This window comes from Aquabacterium sp. A08, assembly GCF_011742065.1.
In genome coordinates, this window is the sequence record NZ_JAAQQT010000687.1 from 1,948 (window position 1) to 21,171 (window position 19,224).

Annotated in this window: 24 protein-coding genes and 1 pseudogene; 19 read left to right on the top strand and 6 right to left on the bottom strand. The window is 68.9% G+C overall.

From position 1 onward, the window contains the following. On the top strand, positions 1-423 hold a 423-nt coding region (locus HA630_RS23810), incomplete at its 5' end, for a fumarylacetoacetate hydrolase family protein (protein WP_371809284.1). Between the two features lie 23 nt (positions 424-446). Here the strand turns inward: HA630_RS23810 and HA630_RS18050 are convergent. Further along, positions 447-833, bottom strand: coding sequence for a TraR/DksA C4-type zinc finger protein (locus HA630_RS18050; RefSeq protein ID WP_166836507.1), 387 nt, complete (start codon positions 831-833; stop codon positions 447-449). A gap of 226 nt (positions 834-1,059) precedes the next feature. On the opposite strand from HA630_RS18050, the gene HA630_RS18055 reads away from it, so the two are divergent. Together HA630_RS18055 and HA630_RS18060 are read left to right on the top strand one after the other, a co-directional pair. After that, the gene (locus HA630_RS18055; protein ID WP_166836509.1) at positions 1,060-1,812 is read left to right on the top strand and encodes a PhaM family polyhydroxyalkanoate granule multifunctional regulatory protein; all 753 of its coding nucleotides are present in this window, start codon (positions 1,060-1,062) and stop codon (positions 1,810-1,812) included. Between the two features lie 6 nt (positions 1,813-1,818). Next, positions 1,819-3,102: an FIST N-terminal domain-containing protein gene (locus HA630_RS18060; protein ID WP_166836511.1), complete on the top strand. Its 1,284-nt coding sequence runs from the start codon at positions 1,819-1,821 to the stop codon at positions 3,100-3,102. On the opposite strand, the gene tgt is transcribed toward HA630_RS18060, so the two are convergent. From tgt to queA, 3 genes are read right to left on the bottom strand one after another with little or no spacing between them, the layout of a single operon-like run. After that, positions 3,099-4,301 carry a tRNA guanosine(34) transglycosylase Tgt gene (gene tgt / locus HA630_RS18065; protein WP_166836513.1) on the bottom strand — a complete coding sequence of 401 codons (1,203 nt, stop codon included), beginning with the start codon at positions 4,299-4,301 and terminating at the stop codon, positions 3,099-3,101. The two genes, HA630_RS18060 and tgt, sit on opposite strands and share 4 nt — an antisense overlap. Before the next feature lie 17 nt (positions 4,302-4,318). Next, on the bottom strand, positions 4,319-5,026 hold the full coding sequence (locus tag HA630_RS18070) for a DUF3334 family protein (protein ID WP_166836514.1): 708 nt from the start codon (positions 5,024-5,026) through the stop codon (positions 4,319-4,321). Positions 5,027-5,055: 29 nt separating this feature from the next. Beyond that, positions 5,056-6,159: a tRNA preQ1(34) S-adenosylmethionine ribosyltransferase-isomerase QueA gene (queA, locus tag HA630_RS18075; RefSeq protein WP_208300156.1), complete on the bottom strand. Its 1,104-nt coding sequence runs from the start codon at positions 6,157-6,159 to the stop codon at positions 5,056-5,058. Between the two features lie 95 nt (positions 6,160-6,254). On the opposite strand from queA, the gene HA630_RS18080 reads away from it, so the two are divergent. After that, positions 6,255-7,019: a ParA family protein gene (locus HA630_RS18080; RefSeq protein ID WP_166836516.1), complete on the top strand. Its 765-nt coding sequence runs from the start codon at positions 6,255-6,257 to the stop codon at positions 7,017-7,019. A gap of 19 nt (positions 7,020-7,038) precedes the next feature. Here HA630_RS18080 and HA630_RS18085 read toward each other — a convergent pair whose 3' ends face one another. Continuing rightward, positions 7,039-8,046 (bottom strand): sodium-dependent bicarbonate transport family permease, encoded by a 1,008-nt coding sequence (locus HA630_RS18085; RefSeq protein ID WP_166836518.1) that lies wholly within the window; start codon positions 8,044-8,046, stop codon positions 7,039-7,041. A gap of 84 nt (positions 8,047-8,130) precedes the next feature. Here HA630_RS18085 and HA630_RS18090 point away from each other — a divergent pair, with 84 nt between their 5' ends. The 5 genes from HA630_RS18090 to ubiA all read left to right on the top strand — a co-directional run bounded on the left by HA630_RS18090 (position 8,131) and on the right by ubiA (position 14,381). Then, the gene (locus HA630_RS18090) at positions 8,131-9,045 is read left to right on the top strand and encodes a LysR family transcriptional regulator (protein ID WP_166836520.1); all 915 of its coding nucleotides are present in this window, start codon (positions 8,131-8,133) and stop codon (positions 9,043-9,045) included. Positions 9,046-9,164: 119 nt separating this feature from the next. Continuing rightward, positions 9,165-10,253 (top strand): calcium/sodium antiporter, encoded by a 1,089-nt coding sequence (locus tag HA630_RS18095; protein WP_166836627.1) that lies wholly within the window; start codon positions 9,165-9,167, stop codon positions 10,251-10,253. 40 nt (positions 10,254-10,293) lie between these two features. Then, complete coding sequence (gene recG, locus HA630_RS18100) at positions 10,294-12,507, top strand: ATP-dependent DNA helicase RecG (RefSeq protein ID WP_166836522.1); 2,214 nt, start codon at positions 10,294-10,296, stop codon at positions 12,505-12,507. 12 nt (positions 12,508-12,519) lie between these two features. Then, complete coding sequence (locus HA630_RS18105) at positions 12,520-13,491, top strand: hydrogen peroxide-inducible genes activator (protein ID WP_166836524.1); 972 nt, start codon at positions 12,520-12,522, stop codon at positions 13,489-13,491. An 11-nt stretch (positions 13,492-13,502) separates the two neighbouring features. After that, positions 13,503-14,381 (top strand): 4-hydroxybenzoate octaprenyltransferase, encoded by an 879-nt coding sequence (gene ubiA / locus HA630_RS18110; protein ID WP_166836526.1) that lies wholly within the window; start codon positions 13,503-13,505, stop codon positions 14,379-14,381. 16 nt (positions 14,382-14,397) lie between these two features. Here the strand turns inward: ubiA and proC are convergent, their stop codons facing one another. Then, positions 14,398-15,234 (bottom strand): pyrroline-5-carboxylate reductase, encoded by an 837-nt coding sequence (gene proC, locus HA630_RS18115; RefSeq protein WP_166836528.1) that lies wholly within the window; start codon positions 15,232-15,234, stop codon positions 14,398-14,400. Between the two features lie 263 nt (positions 15,235-15,497). Between proC and rplN the strand changes: the two genes are divergently transcribed. The 10 genes and pseudogenes from rplN to rplO form a co-directional block, all read left to right on the top strand. Next, positions 15,498-15,866, top strand: a complete 369-nt coding sequence (gene rplN / locus HA630_RS18120) for a 50S ribosomal protein L14 (RefSeq protein WP_101049622.1) — start codon at positions 15,498-15,500, stop codon at positions 15,864-15,866. Positions 15,867-15,875: 9 nt separating this feature from the next. After that, on the top strand, positions 15,876-16,196 hold the full coding sequence (gene rplX / locus HA630_RS18125; RefSeq protein WP_166836530.1) for a 50S ribosomal protein L24: 321 nt from the start codon (positions 15,876-15,878) through the stop codon (positions 16,194-16,196). Between the two features lie 2 nt (positions 16,197-16,198). After that, on the top strand, positions 16,199-16,738 hold the full coding sequence (gene rplE / locus HA630_RS18130) for a 50S ribosomal protein L5 (protein ID WP_166836532.1): 540 nt from the start codon (positions 16,199-16,201) through the stop codon (positions 16,736-16,738). An 8-nt stretch (positions 16,739-16,746) separates the two neighbouring features. Beyond that, entirely contained in the window at positions 16,747-17,052 is a 306-nt protein-coding gene (gene rpsN / locus HA630_RS18135) for a 30S ribosomal protein S14 (protein ID WP_166836534.1), read from the top strand. Between the two features lie 18 nt (positions 17,053-17,070). Beyond that, a complete protein-coding gene (gene rpsH, locus HA630_RS18140; RefSeq protein WP_166836536.1) occupies positions 17,071-17,466 on the top strand; it encodes a 30S ribosomal protein S8 in 396 nt (131 codons plus the stop codon). Between the two features lie 24 nt (positions 17,467-17,490). Then, positions 17,491-18,024: a 50S ribosomal protein L6 gene (rplF, locus tag HA630_RS18145; protein ID WP_166836538.1), complete on the top strand. Its 534-nt coding sequence runs from the start codon at positions 17,491-17,493 to the stop codon at positions 18,022-18,024. Positions 18,025-18,035: 11 nt separating this feature from the next. After that, a complete protein-coding gene (rplR, locus tag HA630_RS18150; protein ID WP_166836540.1) occupies positions 18,036-18,401 on the top strand; it encodes a 50S ribosomal protein L18 in 366 nt (121 codons plus the stop codon). 14 nt (positions 18,402-18,415) lie between these two features. Further along, positions 18,416-18,934: a 30S ribosomal protein S5 gene (gene rpsE, locus HA630_RS18155; protein ID WP_166836542.1), complete on the top strand. Its 519-nt coding sequence runs from the start codon at positions 18,416-18,418 to the stop codon at positions 18,932-18,934. Between the two features lie 11 nt (positions 18,935-18,945). Continuing rightward, positions 18,946-19,128 (top strand): 50S ribosomal protein L30, encoded by a 183-nt coding sequence (rpmD, locus tag HA630_RS18160; protein ID WP_166836544.1) that lies wholly within the window; start codon positions 18,946-18,948, stop codon positions 19,126-19,128. Positions 19,129-19,141: 13 nt separating this feature from the next. Next, positions 19,142-19,224: pseudogene (gene rplO, locus HA630_RS23815) on the top strand (50S ribosomal protein L15); the annotation flags it as partial.

Sequence of the window (19,224 nt, forward strand, 5' to 3'; positions counted from 1 at the left end):
GTGGCGCTGGAGGGCGTGCGCCTGCTGGTGCTGGCGTTGGACACGACCCTGCAGCGCGGGGCCGGGGCGGCCGGGGTGCGCAGCCGGCCGGGGGTGACGCTGGGGCCGGTGGCCATCACCCCGGACGAGTTGGGCACGGCTTGGCACCAGGGCCGGGCACAGGTGGTGCTGCCCTGGCGCGCCGCGGGGGCTCCCGTGCAACGCCTGGACGCCGGGCAGGCGCCCCACGCCTGGGGCGACGTGCTGGCCCAGCTGTGTGCCACGCGGCGCCTGCGCGCGGGGGCGGTGGTGGGTTGCGGGGACCTGTCGGCGGGGCCGGCGGCCCCGTTGTGCCACGGCGACACGCTGCGCCTGGACGCGATCGGGCGCGACGGGCTCAGCCTGTTCGGCGCGATCGAGCAGACGGTGGTGCCGCGCGACTGACCCGGCCCGGCTCGCGCGTGGGGTCAGAGCGTGGGGTGGGCCACGCCGCCCTGCGCGGCTTCCTGCTGGCTCTGGCAGTTGACGCAGCGCAGCGCGATCGGGTTGGCGTGCAGCCGCGCCGTCGGAATGGCCACGCCGCAGGCCTGGCACAGGCCGTAGTCGCCGCTGGCGATGCGCTGCAGGGCCGCGTCGATGGCGTTGAGCTCGGCCGTTTCGCGTTCGTCCAGCAGCATGGCCAGGTCGCGCTCGGCCCCGAGCTGGGCGCGGTCGCCGCTCTGGTCGTCGTGGCGGTCGGGGGCGGCCTCGGCGCGCCCCAGTTGGCCCCCGCGCTGGGCGCGGATCTGGGCGATCAGGTCGGTGCGCATCTGGCGCAGTTGCTGGGCGAAGGTGTCGGAAATCGGGGCGGACATGGGGTCTCCTGTGGGGGTGTGGCGGGTACGGCTCCCGCGAGGGGGGCGATCGCATCTGGGACCATTCTGCGGCAAGCGCCCGCCGGTGGGGTTGACACACGTCAAGCGGGCGGACCGCGGCCCTGGGTCGCGTCCGACCCGTGGGCAAGCGCCGCAAGCTGTGGCATGCTAGGCACCGTGGCGGCTGGCGCCGCGCGCCGCTTGTCTGGCCCACCCGGAGACCCCCATGAGCACCCCCGACCTCAACGCCTTTGCCCAGTACATCCCCGGTTTCGAGTTCCTGCAGAACCTGACCCGCCAGGCCGCCGGTTCCGTCGCGCCCGGGTTGCAGTCCGGCGTGCCGGGCATGCCGCCCATGAGCCACTGGGTGGCGCCCACCTTCGACGTGGAGGAGCTGGACAAGCGCATCCAGGACCTGCGCGCCGTGCACTTCTGGCTGGACCAGAACACCAAGGCCCTGGGCGCCACCATCCAGGCGCTGGAGGTCCAGAAAATGACCCTGGCCACCCTGAAGGGCATGAACGTCAGCATGGGCGAGATGGCCGAGGCGTTCAAGATCCGCCCCGAGGCCGCGACCCCACCGGCGGCTGCGCCCGCTGCCAGTCCCGCGCCGGCCCCCGAGCCCGCCGACGGCGCGGCCGCCAGCCGACCCGCCGTGGACCCGATGCAGTGGTGGAATTCGCTGACCGAGCAGTTCCAGACGATTGCCGCCGGCGCCGTGCGCGACATGGCCGACCAGGCCAGCCGCGCCGCCGAGCAGGTGGCCCAGACGGTGCAGGCCAGCGCCGAGGCCGCCAGCCAGATGACGGCCGCCGCCACCGAGGCCGCGCCCGCGCCGGCCCAGACCGCACCCAAGCCCCGTGCCGCGGCCAAGTCCGCCCAGGCCACGCCGGCCAAGGCCGCCGCCAAACCCCCCCGGGCCGTGCCCGCCGCTGACCGCGCCGCCCCGGCCAAAAAAGCCGCCCCGCGCAGCCGCTGACGCCCCGTGAAGCTGTTCCCCCAGGCCCACGCCACCCACCCGCAATGGCGCATGGCCGCCGCGCTGGTGCTGGCGCAGCTGCGGGCGCAAATGGCCTTGCCCGACCACGCCGCCCAACCCGGCCTGGGCCTGCTCTACCTGACCGACCACTACGCCCGCGACGCGCAGGACATCCTCGACCACTTCGGTGCCGAGCTGCCCGAGGTGACCGACTGGGTCGGCACCGTGGGCGTGGGGGTGTGCGCCAACAACGCCGAGTACTTTGACGAGCCGGCGCTGTCCGTCATGCTGTGCGACCTGACGCCCGACCAGTACCGGGTGTTCAGCGGGGTGGCCCCGCTGCCAGCCGCGCAGGGGGTGGGGGGCTTCACCGCCCACACCGCCCTGGTGCACGCCGACGGGGCCACGCCCGACGTGGCCGAGCTGATCGCCGAGGTGGCCGAACGCACCGCCAGCGGTTACGTCTTTGGCGGCCTGGCGGCCAGCCGCGGCCCGGTGGTGCAGTTCGCGCGCTCCAGCCGCGGCGCCCTGGCCGGGCGTGGGGTGCGTGGCGCCTCGGGTGTGTTCCACGGGGGCCTGAGCGGCGTGGCCTTCGGGCCGGACGTGCCGCTGCTGTCGCGCGTCACCCAGGGGGTGCGGCCGGTGTCACCGGCGCACCGGGTGGACCGCGCCGACGGCCACGTGGTGCTGACGCTGGACGGCCGCGACGCCCTGGACGTGCTGCTGGAGGACCTGGGCATCACCTTGGAGCACCCGCACACCGCGGTGACGCGCTTGCGCCAGACCTTGGTGGGCCTGGCCGTGGAAGGCGCGCTCCCGCCGGCGGCCGGGCGCACGCCGGCCGCTTTTGGCGAAGAGGTGCGGGTCCGACACCTGATCGGGCTGGACCCGGGCCGGCGCGGATTTGCCGTGGCCGACACGGTGGCTGTCGGCGCGCGCCTGAGCTTTTGCGAACGCCACGTGCAGGCCGCCAGCGCCGACCTGGTCCGCATCTGCACCGAAATCCGCGAGGAACTGGAACCCGAGGAGCGCCCCCTGGCCACGGCGCTGGCCTTGTCCGAGGCCGAGACGGCCCACGCCCCGCACCCGGCGCGGCGCATGGCCGGCGCGGTTTACATCAGCTGCAGCGGCCGGGGCGGGCCGCACTTTGGCGGCCCCAGCGCCGAGCTGCACCTGGTGCGCAAGGCCCTGGGTGACGTGCCCCTGGTCGGGTTTTTCGCCGGGGGGGAGATCGCCCACCACCGGTTGTACGGCTACACCGGCGTGCTGACGGTGTTTGTGGCGGCTTAAACCCCGCGCGCCCGGTCGGCCTTGAACTGCTGGCGGAATGCGCCGAAAGTGCCAGCATCCAGCGCGTCGCGCACCTCCTGCATCAGGGCCAGGTAGTAGTGCAGGTTGTGGATGGTGGTGAGCATGGGGCCCAGCATCTCGCCGCAGCGGTCCAGGTGGTGCAGGTAGGCGCGGCTGAAGCCTTCGCGGCCGCCCGCGTCCCAGCTCACGCCGCTACTCCCCGCGCAGGCGTAGCAGGTGCAGGTGGTGTCCAGCGGCTGCGGGTCGGCCTTGTGGCGGGCGTTGCGGATCTTCAGGTCGCCGTAGCGGGTGAAGATGGTGCCGTTGCGCGCGTTGCGCGTGGGCATCACGCAGTCGAACATGTCCACGCCGCAGGCCACGCCGTCCACCAGGTCCTCGGGCGTGCCCACGCCCATCAGGTAGCGTGGCTTGTGCGCGGGCAGGCGGTGCGGCGTGTGCGCCATGATCTGCAGCATCAGGTCCTTGGGTTCGCCCACGCTCACGCCGCCCACCGCGTAGCCGGGGAAGTCCATGGCCACCAGCGCTTCCAGCGATTCCTGGCGCAGGTGCTCGAACATGCCGCCCTGCACAATGCCGAACAACGCGTTGGGGTTTTCCAGCCGAGCGAATTCGTCTTGCGAGCGCTTGGCCCAGCGCAGGCTCATTTCCATGCTCTGGCGCGCCTCGGCTTCGGTGGTGATGTGGCCTGAGCCTTTTTCACCCTGCCAGTACGGCGTGCACTCGTCCAGCTGCATCACGATGTCGCTGTTCAGGATGGTCTGGATCTGCATGCTCACCTCGGGCGACATGAACAGCTTGTCGCCGTTCACCGGGCTGGCGAAGTGCACCCCTTCTTCGGTGATCTTGCGCATGGCGCCCAGGCTCCACACCTGGAAGCCGCCCGAGTCGGTGAGGATGGGCTTGTCCCATTTCTCGAACCCGTGCAGGCCGCCAAAGCCTTGCATGATGTCCAATCCCGGGCGCATCCACAGGTGGAAGGTGTTGCCCAGGATGATCTGCGCGCCCATGTCGTGCAGGCTTTGCGGCATCACGCCCTTGACGGTGCCGTAGGTGCCCACGGGCATGAAGATGGGGGTCTGCACCACGCCGTGGTTGAGCGTGAGGGTGCCCCGGCGGGCGTGGGAGCCTTCGTACCCTTCGCGGGCGGGATCGGTCTGGAGGAGGTCGAACTTCAGCATGGTGGGGGTCGGGGGGCTCACATGCCCAGGGAGCGCAGCAGGGCGTCGGTGTCGTTGTCGCCCCCCTGGGCCGGCGCGGCCGGGGCCGCACCGGGGGCGGCGGGGGGCGCGTCGCTGGCCAGCTGGGCCATCAGCGCGTCGGGGTCGGGGGCTTCCTGCGGCTCGAAGTCCACCAGCTTGACGAACTCGGTCCGGTCGATGGCCAGTTCCAGGTAAAAAATGTGGTTGCGGCCGGTGTAGAAGGTCACGCGGCGCGCCTCGGGGTGGTCGAGGTTGGCGTCCACGCTCAGCACCACCTGCTTGTTGATCACCAGCATCTTGGGCTGGTTCTGGGTGATGTGGGTCTGCAACTCGCGCCGCACCTTGCTGGTGAAGTCGCCCAGCACCTGGTTCATCAGCTCGCCCATGACGTTGGCCACCTCGTCCGAGGTGTGGGAACTGGCCAGGTCTGCCTTGGCCATGCCCATGTTGAGCAGGTAGCTCTGGTACAGCTCCATGGCCGCCGGTGCGCTGAAATTCAGGATCACCAGGCCGGAGAAGCCACCGTCGAACAGCACGAAGCAGCCGATGTCGGGCTTGAGGCAGGTTTTCTGGATGCGCTGCACCATGCCCGAGTAGGTGACCTGGCCATGGGTGGCGGCGTTGAGCACCTTGGTGACGGAGTTGCACAGGCTCAACAGCAGGTCTTCGGTGTCGAACACGGTCTCGGTGCGGTCGTGGGCCATGGTGGGTGTTCCGGTGGGTAGAGGGGGGCTCAGGCGGTGCGCTGCAGCAGCATGGCGTCACCATAGCTGAAAAAGCGGTAGCGTTGCGCAATCGCGTGTCGGTACAGCGCCATCACGTGGTCGTACCCCGCAAACGCGCTCACCAGCATCATCAGCGTGCTCTTGGGCAGGTGGAAGTTGGTGACCAGCACGTCCACCACCTGGAACGGAAAGCCCGGGGTGATGAAGATGTCGGTGTCGCCGTTGGCCTGGCCGGTGCGGGCCCAGCTCTCCAGCGTGCGCACGCTGGTGGTGCCCACCGCCACCACGCGTCCGCCGCCCGCTTGGGTGGCGCGGATGGCTTGCTGCGTGGCCTCGGGCACCTGGTACCACTCGCTGTGCATCACGTGCTCGGCGATGTTCTCGGTCTTGCAGGGCTGGAAGGTGCCGGCGCCCACGTGCAGGGTGACGCTGGCGCGTTGCACGCCGCGCGCGTCCAGTGCGGCCAGCACGCCTTCGTCGAAGTGCAGGGCGGCGGTGGGGGCGGCCACCGCGCCGGGGTGCTTGGCAAACACGGTCTGGTAGCGGCGTTCGTCCTCGGCGGTGTCGCCGTGCTCGATGTAGGGCGGCAGCGGTACGTGGCCGTGGGCGGCCATCAGCGCGTGCGGTTCGTCGCTGAAGGCGAAGCGGAACAGCGGGCCGTCGTCGTTCGGCCAGCGGCCCAGCAGCGTGGCGGTGAAGGCGGTGGGCGGTGTGCCGGCCGCCGTACTGCCAGGGGTGGTGCCGCCCGCGTACATGTGCAGCGTGGCGCCCAGCGGCGGTTTCTTGCTCACCTTCATGTGGGCCACCACCTCGTGGCCGGGGCCGGGCAGCACGCGCTCCACCAGTAGTTCCACCTTGCCGCCGGTGGCCTTTTCGCCAAACAGCCGGGCCTTGATCACCTGCGTGTCGTTGAACACCAGCAGGTCGCCGGCGCGCAGCAGGCCGGGCAGGTCGCGGAAGATGCGGTCCACCGGCGCGGCGCCGGTGCCGTCCAGCAGGCGCGAGGCGCTGCGTTCGGCGGCGGGGTGCTGGGCGATGAGGTCGGGGGGCAGCGAAAAGTCGAAGTCGCTGAGGGTGTGGGCGCGCGCCGCGCCAGAGGCAGACAGGGTCATGGGCTTGAGGGCCGGACGGGCCCGTTCCAAGGAAAGAACAAGGCCCGGATTGTCGCAGAAGGCATAATGCTGCAGTGCAACAAACAGGAGTTCGCATGCCGCTCGTCGTGTTCAACCAGAAAGGTGGGGTGGGCAAGTCCACCATCGCCTCCAACCTCGCGGCCATCAGCGCGGCGCAGGGCCTGCGCACCCTGCTCATCGACCTCGACCAGCAGGGCAACTCCACCCAGTACCTGCTGGGCGGCCAGGTGGCCGAGGGCCAGCCCACCGTGGCCAGCTTTTTCGACCAGACGCTGAGCTTCACCTTCCACCCCGAGCCGGCCGGTCACTTCGCAGTGGCCTCGCCGTTCGAGCGGCTGCACGTCATGGCCGCCAGCCAGCGGCTGGACGAGCTGCAGACCAAGCTCGAATCGCGCCACAAGATCTACAAGCTGCGCGAGGCGCTGCAGCAGTTGGGCGAGACCTACGAGCGCATCTACATCGACACCCCGCCGGCGCTGAACTTCTACACCCGCTCGGCGCTGATGGGCGCCAGTGGCTGTCTCATCCCCTTCGATTGCGACGATTTCTCGCGCCAGGCGCTCTACACCCTGCTGGCCAACGTGCAGGAAATCCGCGCCGACCACAACCCGGCGCTGGCCATCAAGGGCATCGTGGTCAACCAGTTCCAGCCGCGCGCCAACCTACCGCAGCGCCTGGTGCAGGAACTGGTGGACGAAGGCCTGCCGGTGCTGCAGCCTTATCTGCCGTCGTCGGTCAAGGTGCGCGAGTCGCACCAGCTGTCGCGGCCCATGGTGCATCTGGACCCGAAGCACAAGCTGACCCAGGCGCTGGTCGCCCTGCACGACCGCCTGGGCTGAACCGCGTGCGCAGCCGGCGTCAGCCCAGCACCGCGTGGGCCACGCCGATGTACAGCGGGATGCCGAACAGGATGTTGAGCGGGAAGGTGACGCCCAGCGACAACCCGAAGTAGAGCGACGGGTTGGCCTCCGGGATGGCGTGGCGCAGCACCGCCGGCACCGCGATGTAGGACGCGCTGGCGGCCAGCACCATAAGCAGGGCGGCGTCGCCCGCGGCAATGCCCGCCGCCCACGCCAGGCCCAGCGCCAGGCCGGCATGCACCAGCGGGCCGACCACGCCGTAGGCCACCAGCCAGGGCGATTGCCCTTTCACCTTGGGCAGGTTGCGCGCGGCCAGCAGGCCCATGTCCAGCAGGAAGAAGGCCAGCATGCCCTTGAACAGGTCGCCGGTGAAGGGTTGCATCGCGGCCTGGCCGGTGTCGCCGGTGACGAAGCCCACCACCATGGCCCCCAGCAACAGCAGCTGCGCGCCGTCGGTGAAGGACTCGTGCAGCACCTTGCCCAGCGGCAAGCCCACGGCAGCGCTGCCCGGGGCGGTGAGAGCCGCCGTGCCGCCGCCCAACGCCAGCCCGCCGGCGGCGCGCTGGCGCAGGGTGTTGGCCATCACCACCGCCAGGACGATGGCGGGCGACTCCATCAGCGCCATCGCCGCGGCCATGTGGCCGCCGTAGGGCAGGCCCTGGTGGTCCATCGTCTGCACGGCGGTGATGAAGGTGACCGCGCTGACCGAACCGTAGGTGGCGGCCACCGCCGCCGCGTCCAGGCCCGACAGCCAGCGCCGCAGCACCAGGTAGCCCAGCAGCGGCACCAGCACCGCCAGCGTCACGGCCGCGCCCAGGCTGCGCACCACCTCCAGCGTGAAGCCCGACGCCGCCAGCGCAAACCCGCCCTTGAGGCCCAGCGCCATCAACAGGTACAGCGACAGGAAGCGCGAGATGGGCGCCGGGATTTCCAGGTTGGATTTGACCAGGCCGGCAAAGGCGCCGAAGAGGAAAAACAGGATCGCGGGGTCGAGCAGGTTGTTCATGGGGATTCCTTGGGCCGGGATGCTACGGCGCCCCATGCATTCTGTAAAATCGATTTAATGACAATTAACCATAGATAAAAAGCTATGAGTGTCACCTTCCGGCAGCTGCGCACCCTGTTGGCGCTGGCCGAGCACGGCAGCGTCAGCGGCGCGGCGCGGGCCACCCACGTCACCCAGCCCACCGCCTCCATGCAGCTGCGGGAGTTGACCGAGTCGGTCGGCCTGCCGCTGCACGAGGTGATTGGCAAAAAGGTGCACCTCACCGCCGCCGGGGAGGCGTTGGTGCAGACCGCGCGCGGCATGGTCGATGCCTGGGCCTTGTTCGAGCAGCAGGTGGCGGCCATGAAGGGCTTGCACCGCGGGCGGCTGAAGGTGGCGGTGGTCAGCACGGCCAAGTACTTTGTGCCGCGCTGGCTCGGTTCCTTCTGCCAGGCGCACCCGGAGGTGGAGATCGCCCTGGAAATCCTCAACCGCGACGGCGTGGTCCAGCGCCTGCGCCAGAACCGGGACGACCTGTGCATCATGTCCATCCCACCGCGCGACCTGGAAGTGGACGCGCGCGAGTTTTTGGCCAACCCGCTGGTGGTGGTGGCGCCACGCGGCCACGCGCTGGCGGGCCGCGCCGCCCTGACCCTGGCCGACATCCAGGGCGAGCGTTTCATCCTGCGCGAAACAGGCTCGGGCACCCGCATGGCGGCGGCCCAGCACTTCGCCGCACAGGGCTGGGCGCCCCAGGTGCGGCTGGAGCTGGGCAGCAACGAGGCCATCAAGCAGGCGGTGGCCGGCGGCCTGGGCATCGCCGTGCTGTCGCGCCACGCGCTGGCGGCCGACCCGGCGCAGGAAGGGCTGGCGCTACTGCCGGTGCAGGGCTTTCCCATTCACGCGCACTGGTACATCGTGCGCCTGCGCGGCAAGCAGCTCTCGCCGATTGCCCGGGCGTTCGAGCACCACCTGCTGCGCCAGGCCTTGGGGCGTGGCCCGGGGCCCGAAGACGGCTGAGAGGCCGAGGCAGGGATCAGGTACATTCTGTCCTCGGATCTTTTTTGGGGGGGCGCTTTGCCCTCCTGCTGTCCCCCCGCTGGGCGGGCGTTTTCCTGGCAATAGGTGCGGTCATGTGGATGAACATGTGGTGGTTCGCGGCGGGTTTGGTGGCGCTGGTGATCGGCGCCAACACCCTGGTGCGGGGGGCGTCGAAGCTGGCGCTGTCGTTCGGCATCTCGCCGCTGGTGGTGGGGCTCACCATCGTGGCCTTCGGCACCAGCGCGCCCGAAATGGCCGTCTCCACCGGGGCGGTCCTCAATGGGCAGACCGACATCGCGGTCGGCAACGTGGTGGGCAGCAACATCTTCAACGTGCTGTTCATTCTGGGGGCCAGCGCCTTGATCGCGCCCTTGCTGGTGCACGTGCAGCTGATTCGCCAGGAAGTGCCGATCATGCTGGGGGCCTCGCTGTTGCTGGTGGCGCTGGGCCTGGACGGTCGTATCGACTGGTGGGAAGGGGCCTTCCTGCTGGTGCTCATGGTGGCCTACACCGTGTTTTTGGTGGTGCAGTCGCGCCGCGAGTCGGCCGCCGCGGCCGCCGAATTCGAGGCGGAATTGCCACCCGCTGCCCCCGGCGCCTGGGACGCCCATTGGTCCGCGCAGGCGGCGCTGATCCTGGTCGGTCTGGTGCTGCTGGTGCTGGGCTCGGACTGGCTGGTCATGGCCTCGGTCGCCTTCGCCAAGTCCCTGGGGGTGAGCGACCTGGTCATCGGCTTGACCATCGTCGCGGCCGGCACCTCCATGCCCGAGGTCGCCACCTCGCTCACCGCCGCCCTCAAGGGCGAGCGCGACATCGCGGTGGGCAATGTGGTAGGCAGCAACACCTTCAACATCCTGGGTTGCATCGGTTTGGCGGGTGCGGTCTCGGGCGGGGCCGGTCTGCCGCTGGCGCCGTCGCTGCTCAGCTTCGACCTGTGGGTGATGCTGGCTGTGGCGTTGGCCTGTTTGCCGGTCTTCCTGAGCGGCCGCGAAATCGCCCGCTGGGAGGGGGCGGTCTTCCTCGGCTATTACGTGGCCTACACCGCTTACCTGGTCCTGAGTGCCCAGGCACACGACGCCTTGCCCGCTTTCTCGGCCGTGATGATGGGCTTTGTGGTCCCGCTGACCGTTGTCACCCTGGTGGCGGTGCTGCTCAAGCCGCAGGCGCGGCCGGGCGGCGGCGCCTGACCCGGGGCGCCGCACGGCGCCGAGGCGGCACAATGCCGCCATGTCCCAACCGCCTTCCGTGCCGCTCGACACACCGGCCGCTCCCGCCGCGGCCCGCAACAGCCGGGGCACGGCGGCGGCCAAGCCCCTCTCTGCGCCGCAAAAAGCTCTGCGCAAGCTGGGCCTGGTGCGGCCGATCGACCTGGCGCTGCACCTGCCGCTGCGCTACGAGGACGAAACCCGCATCACCCGGCTGGCCGACGCCCGCGAGGGCGAGACGGCGCAGATCGAGGGCGTGGTCACCGCCTGCGAACTGTCCCACGGCGGCCGGCGCCAGCTGCTGGTGACGCTCAACGACGGCAGCGACACCTGCACCCTGCGCTTCTTCACCTTTTACCCCAGCCACCAGAAGGCGCTGGCGGTGGGCGCCCGCGTCCGCGCCCGGGGCGAGCTGCGCGGCGGCTTTCTGGGCTGGACGATGATGCACCCCAGCTTCCACGCCGCCGGCGGTGAGCTGCCCCAGGCGCTGACCCCGGTGTACCCGACCAGCGCCGGGCTGCCCCAGGCCTACCTGCGCCGCGCGGTGCTGGCCGGCCTGAACCGCGCCGACCTGAGCGACACGGTACCGGCGCCGGCCCTGGCCGAATGCCCCGGCCTGTCCTGGCGTGACGGCGCGCCGCCTTCAGCCGCCGCGGCCCTGGGGGCCCCGGAACGCCCCTGGAGCCTGCGCGACGCGCTGCGCTTTCTGCACCAGCCGCGGCCCGATGTGCCGCTGGCCGCGCTGGAATACCGCAGCCACCCGGCCTGGCAGCGCCTGAAGGCCGAGGAGCTGTTGGCCCAGCAGCTGTCGCAGCACCGCGCCAAACAGGAACGGGCCGGGCTGCGCGCGCCCGCCTTGCCCACGCGCCCGGGCGGCTTGCACGAACAGTTGCTGGCGGTGCTGCCCTTCCAGCTCACCGCCGCGCAGCGCCGCGTGGGCGACGACATCGCGCAGGACCTGGCGCGCCCCGTGCCCATGCACCGCCTGCTGCAAGGCGATGTGGGCAGCGGCAAGACGGTGGTGGCGGCCTTGGCCGCCACGGTGGCCATCGACGCCGGCTGGCAGTGCGCGCTGATGGCGCCCACCGAAATCCTGGCCGAGCAGCACTTCGGCAAGTTGGTGGGCTGGCTCACCCCCCTGCTGGCGCCGCTGGGCAAGACCGTGGCCTGGCTCACCGGCAGCCAGAAAAAGAAAGAGCGCACCGCCATGCTGGCGCAAATCGCCAGCGGCGAAGCGGCGCTGGTGGTGGGCACCCATGCGGTCATCCAGGAACAGGTGCGTTTCCAGCGGCTGGCGTTGGCGCTGATCGACGAGCAGCACCGCTTTGGCGTGGCCCAGCGCTTGGCCCTGCGCGAAAAAATGCAGGACGCCGGCCTGGAGCCGCACCTGCTGATGATGAGCGCCACGCCCATCCCGCGCACCCTGGCCATGAGCTACTACGCCGACCTGGACGTCTCCACCATCGACGAACTGCCGCCCGGCCGCACGCCCATCGTCACCAAGGTGCTGGCCGACAGCCGGCGCGACGAGCTGATCCAGCGCCTGCGCCGCCAGGTGGCCGAAGGCCGGCAGGTGTATTGGGTCTGCCCGCTGATCGAGGAAAGCGAGGCGCTGGACCTGAGCAACGCCACCGCCACCCACGCCGAACTGTCGGCCGCAATGGCCGGCCTCACCGGGGCCGATGGCTCTCCGATCTTGGTGGGTCTACTGCATTCGCGCATGCCACCGTCCGAGAAAAAAGCGGTGATGGCCCTGTTCAGTGCCGGTGCCATGGGCGTGCTGGTCAGCACCACCGTCATCGAGGTGGGGGTGGACGTGCCCAACGCCTCGCTCATGGTCATCGAGCACGCCGAGCGCTTTGGCCTGAGCCAGTTGCACCAGCTGCGCGGGCGGGTGGGGCGGGGCACGGCCGCCTCGGTCTGCATGCTGCTGTACTCGCCCAACGAGAACGGTCGCGTCAGCGACACCGCGCGCGAGCGCCTGCGCGCCATGGCCGAGACCAACGACGGCTTCGAAATCGCCCGCCGCGACCTGGACATCCGCGGCCCCGGCGAGTTTCTGGGCGCACGCCAGTCCGGCGCGCCGCTGCTGCGCTTTGCCGACCTGGCCACCGACACCCACCTGCTGGACTGGGCCCGCGCCTGGGCGCCACGGCTCTGGGCCGAGCACCCGGCGCTGGCCGAACGGCACGTGGAGCGCTGGTTGGGTGCAAAATCCGACTATCTGAAAGCCTGAGCCGATAGCCGCATGACCCTGACCGAACTCAAATACATCGTCGCCGTGGCGCGCGAAAAACACTTCGGCAAGGCGGCCGAGGCCTGTTTCGTCTCCCAGCCCACCCTCAGCGTCGCCATCAAGAAGCTGGAAGAAGAGCTGGAACTGAAACTGTTCGAGCGCAACGCCAGCGAGGTCGCCGTCACCCCTCTGGGCGAGGACATCGTCCGCCAGGCGCAGACCGTGTTGGAGCAGGCCGCCGCCATCAAGGAAATCGCCAAGCGCGGCAAAGACCCGCTGGCCGGCCCGCTGCGCCTGGGTGTCATCTACACCATCGGCCCCTACCTGCTGCCCGATCTGGTCAAGCAGGTGATCGAGCGCACGCCGCAGATGCCGCTGATGCTGCAGGAGAACCTGACCGCCAAGCTGCTGGAGCAACTGCGCCTGGGCGAGATCGACGCCGCCATCCTGGCCGAGCCCTTCCCCGACACCAACCTGGCCATCGCACCGCTGTACGACGAGCCGTTCGTCGCGGCCGTGCCCGCCGGCCACCCGCTGGCGCAGCGCGAACAGGTGTCGGCCGAGGAACTGAAGCAGGAAACCATGCTGCTGCTGGGCAACGGCCACTGCTTCCGCGACCACGTGCTGGAGGTCTGCCCCGAGTTCGCGCGCTTTTCCAACGACGCCGAGGGCATCCGCAAGAGCTTTGAGGGCTCGAGCTTGGAAACCATCAAGCACATGGTGGCCGCGGGCATGGGCATCACCCTGGTGCCGCGCCTGAGCGTGCCCAGCGCCGCGCTGGCACCGGCGGCCCGGCAGGTGCCGCCCGGGGCGGGGCCGGGCGACGCGTCCTACGTGCGCTACCTGCCGTTCGCCGGCACGCCGCCGATGCGGCGCGTGGTGCTGGCCTGGCGCCGCAGCTTCACCCGTTACGAAGCGATCGCCGCCCTGCGCAACGCCGTGTACGCCTGCGAGCTGCCCGGCGTCCAGCGCCTGTCCACCTGAGCCGGCCCGCCGTGGAAACCGCCGCCGTGACCCCGCGCGAAAAACTGTCGCTGTACCTGGACCTGATCCGCTGGAGCCGCCCGGCGGGCTGGCTGCTGCTGCTGTGGCCCACCCTGTCGGCCCTGTGGGCCGCCGCCGGCGGCTGGCCCGGCTGGCACCTGCTGGCGGTGTTCGTGGGGGGCACCGTCCTCATGCGCAGCGCCGGCTGTTGCGTCAACGACGTGGCCGACCGCGAGTTCGACCGCCACGTCAAACGCACCGCGCAGCGCCCGGTGACCAGCGGCCGCATCGGGGTGAAAGAGGCCCTGGCCGTGGGCGCGGGGCTGGCGTGCGCGGCGTTTTTGTTGGTGCTCACCACCACCCCGGTGGCGGTGGCCTGGTCGGTGCCCGCGCTGGCGGTGGCGCTGGTCTACCCCTACGCCAAACGCCACGTGTCCATGCCCCAGGCGGTGCTGGGGGTGGCCTTCAGTTTCGGCATTCCCATGGCCTACGCCGCGATCCAAAACCAGGTGCCCTGGGAGGCCTGGGCACTGCTGGTGGCCAACCTGTTCTGGGTGCTGGCCTACGACACCGAGTACGCCATGGTGGACCGCGACGACGACCTGCGCATTGGCATGAAAACCTCGGCCATCACCCTGGGCCGCTGGGACGTGGCCGGCGTGACCGCCTTTTATGGGCTGCACCTGGCCCTGTGGGGCGCGTTGCTGTGGTCGGTGGCGGGCGGCTGGTGGTTCGGGCTGGCGCTGGTGCTGGCGCTGGTGCAGGTGGCGTGGCACTTCGGCATGATCCGGCACCGCACCCGCGAGGGTTGCTTTCGCGCCTTCCGCCTCAACCACTGGCTGGGTGCCACCCTGTTTGTGGGACTGCTGCTGGGCATGCACCTGGGGTGAGGCGGGCCGGGGCCGTTCAGCCGCCGAACTCGTCGCCCAATTCGCGCGCCCGCTGCCGGGCCGCGTGCATCGCCTGCACAAACGCGTCGGCCACACCGTGCGCGTTCAGGGCGGTCAGGGCCGCGTAGGTGGTGCCGCCTTTGGAGGTGACCCGTTCGCGCAGCACCTCGGGCGGCTCGGTGGACTGCTGCGCCAGGTGCGCCGCCCCGGCAAAGGTGCCAATGGCCAGTTGTGTCGCCGTGTCCGGCGCCAGGCCCATTTCGGTGCCGGCGCGGCGCATCGCTTCCAGAAAATAGAACACGTAGGCCGGGCCGGAGCCCGACAAGGCCGTCACCGCGTCCAGGTCGGCTTCCTGTGCCAGCCAGACGAAGCGGCCGGTGGTGGCCACCACGGCTTCGGCCAGGGTCCGGTCGGCCGCGCTGCAGGCCGGGCGCGGGTACAGGCCGGTCATGCCCTGGCCCACCAGTGCCGGCGTGTTGGGCATGGCGCGCACGATGCGTTCGGTCCCCAGCCAGGCGGCCATGCTGTCGCTGCGGATGCCGGCGGCCACGCTCAGGTGCAGGGCCTGGCCGGTGTGCGGGGCGCAGGCCAGGGCGGCTTCGCGAAAGGTCTGCGGCTTGACGGCCCAGACCACCACACCGGCGTCGGCCAGGGCCGCCGTCGGGGCCGCCAGCGGCGCCAGACCGAAGTCGGCCGCCAGCTTGGCGCGCTGCGGCTCAAAAGGCTCGACCACGGTGATCTGGGCCGGCGCCAGGCCCTGGCGCAGCAGCCCGCCGATGATGGCGCTGGCCATGTTGCCCCCGCCGATGAAAGCCAGGCGGGTGTCGGGCGACAAAGTGGAGGTGGTGTTCATGCGCCGATTGTCGCCGCAAGCCGGCGGGCGGTCGGCACGGGCCGTGTCCGGCCCGCCTGTCGCGCCGTTGCCACAGCTTTTTGTGCGGCAAACCCTTGACTCACCACGCACTTCCTGACAGAATCGTGAGCTTCGCCCGTATTGGGTGAAGTTTTCTGCCCACCGAAGTCGCCCAAGCCCACCGGCCGGCGCCAACGACGGGCCCAAGACTGATCGCCTGCCGCCGTGGTGGTGGCTGGGATTCAAGTTGGGACTTAAATCAAATGATCCAAACGCAATCTCGACTCGATGTTGCCGACAACACGGGTGCCAAGTCCGTGATGTGCATCAAAGTGCTGGGCGGCTCCAAGCGCCGTTACGCCAGCGTGGGCGACATCATCAAAGTGAGCATCAAGGAAGCCGCACCGCGTGGCCGCGTCAAAAAAGGCGAGGTTTACAACGCTGTGGTCGTGCGCACCGCCAAGGGTATCCGCCGTGGCGATGGCGCCTTGATCAAATTCGATGGCAACGCCGCGGTGTTGCTCAACGCCAAGCTGGAGCCCATCGGCACCCGCATCTTCGGACCCGTGACGCGCGAACTGCGTACCGAGAAGTTCATGAAGATCGTGTCCCTGGCGCCCGAGGTCCTGTAAGGAATCGTCATGAACAAGATCCGCAAAGGCGACGAAGTGATCGTGATCGCTGGCCGCGACAAAGGCAAGCGTGGCACCGTGGTGCTGCGCGCCGATGAAGAGCGTCTGGTGGTTGAGGGTGTGAACCTGGTCAAGAAGCACACCAAGCCCAACCCGATGAAGGGCGTGACCGGCGGCATCGTGGAGAAATCCATGTCCATCCACCAGTCCAACGTGGCCATCTACAACGCGGCCACCGGCAAAGCCGACCGCGTTGGTGTGAAGGTGCTGGCAGACGGCAACAAAGTGCGCGTCTACAAGTCCAGCGGCGAAGAAATCAAGGTGGCATGACCATGGCACGCTTTCAAGACATCTACCGCGACAAGGTCGCGCCGGCTCTGAAAGAGCAGTTCGGCTACAAGTCCGTCATGGAAGTGCCGCGCATCACCAAAATCACCCTGAACATGGGTGTGGGTGAAGCCGTGGCCGACAAGAAGGTCCTGGAAAACGCCGTGGGCGACCTGACCAAGATCGCCGGCCAAAAGCCCGTGACCACCAAGGCCCGCAAGGCCATCGCCGGTTTCAAGATCCGCGAGCAGCAGCCCATCGGCTGCATGGTGACCCTGCGTGGCGCCCAGATGTACGAATTCCTAGACCGTTTCGTCACCGTGGCCCTGCCCCGCGTGCGTGACTTCCGTGGTATCTCCGGCAAGTCCTTCGACGGCCGCGGCAACTACAACATCGGCGTCAAAGAACAGATCATCTTCCCGGAAATCGAATACGACAAGGTGGATGCCCTGCGTGGTCTGAACATCAGCATCACGACGACCGCCAAGAACGACGCCGAGTGCAAGGCACTGCTGGCCGGTTTCCGTTTCCCGTTCAAGAACTGAGGTGGTGTGTGGCTAAACAAGCTTTGCTCCAACGTGAACTGAAGCGCGAACAGCTCGCCGCCAAGTTCGCCAACAAATACAACGAGTTGAAGGCCATCGCCAAGGATGCCAAGCGTTCCGACGAAGAACGCGACGCCGCCCGCCTGGCCCTGCAGAAGTTGCCCCGCAACGCCAACCCGACCCGCCAGCGCAACCGTTGCGAAATCACCGGTCGTCCCCGTGGCACGTTCAACCAGTTCGGTCTGGGCCGCATGAAGGTCCGCGAACTGGCGTTCGCCGGTGAAATCCCCGGCGTCACCAAGGCCAGCTGGTAAGGCGCAAGGAGTACCCAAATGAGCATGAGTGATCCTATCGCCGACATGTTGACCCGCATCCGCAACGCGCAGATGGTGAGCAAGGCCGTGGTGGCCATGCCGGCTTCCAAGGTGAAGTCCGCCATCGCCCAGGTGCTGAAGGACGAGGGCTACATCGACGGTTTCCAAGTCAAGACCGCTGACGGCAAGAGCCAGCTGGAAATCGCCCTGAAGTACTACGCCGGTCGCCCGGTGATCGAGCGCATCGAGCGCGTCAGCCGTCCCGGCCTGCGCGTGTACAAGGGCGCCAAGTCCATTCCCCAGGTGCAGAACGGCCTGGGCGTTGCCATCGTCACCACCCCGCAAGGCGTGATGACCGATCGCAAAGCACGTGCTGCCGGCATCGGCGGTGAAGTCCTGTGTTACGTCGCCTAACGCGCACATTGAGGAGGTTCTGAAATGTCTCGTGTAGGTAAAGCGCCCGTCGCCATCCCCCAGGGTGTCGAAGTGGCCATCCATCAAGACGTGGTCAGCGTCAAGGGCGCCCTGGGCGCCATGAGCCTGACCGTCAACCCGCTGGTGAAGGTCAGCAGCGCCGACGGCAAGTTGTCGTTCGCCGCGATCGACGCCACCAGCCAGGCCGACGCCCTGTGCGGCACCACGCGCCAGCTGGTGAACAACATGGTCAACGGCGTGAGCAAGGGCTTCGAGAAGAAGCTGTCGCTGATCGGCGTGGGCTACAAAGCCGCCGCTTCCGGCAACAAGCTGAACCTGGCCGTGGGCTTCTCCCACCCCGTGGACTTCGTGATGCCCGAAGGCATCACCGTCGCGACCCCGACCCCGACCGAAATCGTGGTCAAAGGCGCCGACCGTCAGCGCGTGGGCCAGATCGCTTCGGAAATCCGTGCCGTGCGTCCTCCCGAGCCTTACAAGGGCAAGGGCATCCGTTATGCGGATGAGAAGGTCGTCATCAAAGAGACCAAGAAGAAATAAGGACTGCGAACATGTTGACGAAAAAAGAACAGCGTTTGCGCCGTGCCCGTCAGACCCGCATCCGCATTGCCCAGCAAGGCGCCGTGCGTCTGAGCGTGAACCGCACCAACCTGCACATCTACGCCAGCGTCATTTCCGACGACGGCGCCAAGGTGCTGGCCACTGCGTCCACCGCCGAAGCCGAAGTGCGTGCCCAACTGGGTGGTGCCGGCAAGGGTGGTAACAAGGCCGCTGCCGAACTGATCGGCAAGCGCATCGCCGAGAAGGCGAAAGCCGCCGGCATCGAGAAAGTGGCCTTCGACCGTTCCGGTTTTGCCTACCACGGCCGTGTCAAAGCCCTCGCAGACGCCGCGCGTGCCGCCGGCCTGCAATTCTGATTGGGGATACGCAAATGGCAAAAATGCAAGCAAACATGAAGAGCGAGGCCAACGACGACGGCTTGCGCGAAAAGATGATTGCGGTCAACCGCGTGACCAAAGTGGTCAAGGGCGGCCGCATCATGGGTTTCGCCGCGCTGACCGTGGTCGGTGACGGCGATGGCCGCATCGGCATGGGCAAGGGCAAAGCCCGCGAAGTGCCTGTGTCCGTGCAGAAGGCCATGGACGAGGCCCGCCGTAACATGTTCAAGGTGACGCTGAAGAACGGCTCCCTGCACCACGCGGTGCGCGGCCACCACGGCGCCGCCAACGTGATGATGCTGCCGGCCGCCAAGGGTACCGGCATCATCGCCGGCGGCCCGATGCGCGCTGTGTTCGAGGTGTTGGGCATCACCGACGTCGTGGCCAAGAGCCACGGCTCGAGCAACCCCTACAACTTGGTGCGCGCCACGCTGGACGCCCTGAAGAACTCCACGACGCCGGCCGAAGTGGCTGCCAAGCGCGGCAAGTCGGTCGAAGACATCCTGGGTTGATTGGAACGATCATGACGACCACCAACACCATCAAACTGCAACTCGTGCGCAGCCCCATCGGCTGCAAAGAGTCCCACCGCGCCACCGTGCGTGGCCTGGGTCTGCGCAAACTCAACAGCGTCAGCGAACTGCAGGACACCCCTGCCGTGCGCGGCATGATCAACAAGATCAGCTACCTGGTCAAAGTGATCTGATCGGAGTCTCGACATGGAACTCAACACTCTCAAGCCCGCGGCTGGCGCCAAGCACGCCAAGCGTCGCGTGGGCCGTGGCATCGGCTCCGGCCTGGG

What these genes read in the sequence shown, in the direction of transcription:
- proC (WP_166836528.1), bottom strand. Translation starts at nt 15,234, where the DNA reads ATGAACACCACCTCCACTTTGTCGCCCGACACCCGCCTGGCTTTCATC.
- HA630_RS18050 (WP_166836507.1), bottom strand. Translation starts at nt 833, where the DNA reads ATGTCCGCCCCGATTTCCGACACCTTCGCCCAGCAACTGCGCCAGATG.
- HA630_RS18090 (WP_166836520.1), top strand. Translation starts at nt 8,131, where the DNA reads ATGAGTGTCACCTTCCGGCAGCTGCGCACCCTGTTGGCGCTGGCCGAG.
- queA (WP_208300156.1), bottom strand. Translation starts at nt 6,159, where the DNA reads ATGACCCTGTCTGCCTCTGGCGCGGCGCGCGCCCACACCCTCAGCGAC.
- HA630_RS18085 (WP_166836518.1), bottom strand. Translation starts at nt 8,046, where the DNA reads ATGAACAACCTGCTCGACCCCGCGATCCTGTTTTTCCTCTTCGGCGCC.
- rpmD (WP_166836544.1), top strand. Translation starts at nt 18,946, where the DNA reads ATGACGACCACCAACACCATCAAACTGCAACTCGTGCGCAGCCCCATC.
- tgt (WP_166836513.1), bottom strand. Translation starts at nt 4,301, where the DNA reads ATGCTGAAGTTCGACCTCCTCCAGACCGATCCCGCCCGCGAAGGGTAC.
- HA630_RS18105 (WP_166836524.1), top strand. Translation starts at nt 12,520, where the DNA reads ATGACCCTGACCGAACTCAAATACATCGTCGCCGTGGCGCGCGAAAAA.
- rpsH (WP_166836536.1), top strand. Translation starts at nt 17,071, where the DNA reads ATGAGCATGAGTGATCCTATCGCCGACATGTTGACCCGCATCCGCAAC.
- rplN (WP_101049622.1), top strand. Translation starts at nt 15,498, where the DNA reads ATGATCCAAACGCAATCTCGACTCGATGTTGCCGACAACACGGGTGCC.
- HA630_RS18070 (WP_166836514.1), bottom strand. Translation starts at nt 5,026, where the DNA reads ATGGCCCACGACCGCACCGAGACCGTGTTCGACACCGAAGACCTGCTG.
- rplE (WP_166836532.1), top strand. Translation starts at nt 16,199, where the DNA reads ATGGCACGCTTTCAAGACATCTACCGCGACAAGGTCGCGCCGGCTCTG.
- rplX (WP_166836530.1), top strand. Translation starts at nt 15,876, where the DNA reads ATGAACAAGATCCGCAAAGGCGACGAAGTGATCGTGATCGCTGGCCGC.
- rplR (WP_166836540.1), top strand. Translation starts at nt 18,036, where the DNA reads ATGTTGACGAAAAAAGAACAGCGTTTGCGCCGTGCCCGTCAGACCCGC.
- rpsE (WP_166836542.1), top strand. Translation starts at nt 18,416, where the DNA reads ATGGCAAAAATGCAAGCAAACATGAAGAGCGAGGCCAACGACGACGGC.
- rplF (WP_166836538.1), top strand. Translation starts at nt 17,491, where the DNA reads ATGTCTCGTGTAGGTAAAGCGCCCGTCGCCATCCCCCAGGGTGTCGAA.
- HA630_RS18055 (WP_166836509.1), top strand. Translation starts at nt 1,060, where the DNA reads ATGAGCACCCCCGACCTCAACGCCTTTGCCCAGTACATCCCCGGTTTC.
- HA630_RS18095 (WP_166836627.1), top strand. Translation starts at nt 9,165, where the DNA reads ATGAACATGTGGTGGTTCGCGGCGGGTTTGGTGGCGCTGGTGATCGGC.
- HA630_RS18080 (WP_166836516.1), top strand. Translation starts at nt 6,255, where the DNA reads ATGCCGCTCGTCGTGTTCAACCAGAAAGGTGGGGTGGGCAAGTCCACC.
- recG (WP_166836522.1), top strand. Translation starts at nt 10,294, where the DNA reads ATGTCCCAACCGCCTTCCGTGCCGCTCGACACACCGGCCGCTCCCGCC.